Raw genomic sequence first — 1,011 nt, 5'->3', positions numbered from 1 at the left:
CGGGCCTTACCGGCGATCAGCAGGCTGTTGCCCTTCGCCGTCAGTTCAAGATCGTTTTCGCCGAACCCGGCGACCGCCATCGTGATGCGGTAACGATCTTCGCCCAGCTTTTCGATGTTGTAGGGAGGATAGGACAACGCGGCATCGTCGATGCGCGTGGCGGCATCCAGCACACGGTTGAGATGGTCGAACCCAACGGTGGAGCGGAACAAGGGGGACAAATCGAAGGTACGCATAGCCAGTTCTCCTTTGCGAAGCAACCAGATCGAGACGGTGCCCTTGGCACCGCCGCGTCGGCCCCATGATTGGCGACCGCGCATGTTTGATTTAAGCGCACAGTCGGAATCGTCAAGGGGAGGAGAAACAGGAAATTCGTCCGGTCAGGTGATATCGAATCGGGCCAGGGTTTCCGCCAGATCGTCGGAGAATTGAGAACCTTTGCGCACCAGGGCGGCGCGAGGCGGCAAGCCTTTCAGCTTGGGGCTGCCCCACTCATAGCTGGTCAGCACCGCATAGGGGATGCTTTCAGTCGCGGGCATCGCCGCCAGGGCGCAGCCGAGATCGGTGCCGGTCAGCAATCCCAGCTCCATCGCCGCCAGCACCATGTCGGGGCGGGTCCGCACCACCGTCTCGATCGCGGCAAAGGCGTCGCGAACCACCGAGGTGCGATAACCGCAATTGGCCAGTTCGCGTTCGACGATCCGGGCCATCGCCTTTTCCGGCAGGACCAGCAGGATTTCGACGTTCTTCTTCTCGATCTTGCCGAAATCGATATCGGCCGAGCGCTTGGCGGGCAAGGCGCGAACCACCGCCGGAGCGTCGGCTTCATCGACCGCCTCGCCATCGGCCAGTTTTTCGATCCGGTCGATGAAGACTTGAATCTCGTCGATCTCGGCATCGGCCAGGCTCTTCAACTCACCGACATATTCGTCAAGCCGGTGGGTCACCAGCTTGATCATCGGCAAATTCAGGCCGTGGGCATGACTGCGCAGATTGCTGGCTTCACGCTTC

General features: G+C 60.9%; 2 protein-coding genes. Both read right to left on the bottom strand.

The window, feature by feature from the left end; genetic code table 11:
- On the bottom strand, positions 1-236 hold a 236-nt coding region (locus tag K678_RS17365), incomplete at its 3' end, for an Hsp20 family protein (RefSeq protein ID WP_021133794.1).
- Positions 237-380: 144 nt separating this feature from the next.
- Positions 381-1,011, bottom strand: a 631-nt coding sequence (locus K678_RS17360; RefSeq protein ID WP_021133793.1) for a response regulator, incomplete at its 5' end; no start/stop codon positions are given.

The sequence above is a fragment of the Magnetospirillum fulvum MGU-K5 genome (genome assembly GCF_000442515.1).
Classification (GTDB): domain Bacteria; phylum Pseudomonadota; class Alphaproteobacteria; order Rhodospirillales; family Magnetospirillaceae; genus Phaeospirillum; species Phaeospirillum fulvum_B.
Note: the sequence above shows the minus strand (reverse complement) of the source record. Positions and strands in the feature narration are given on the sequence as shown.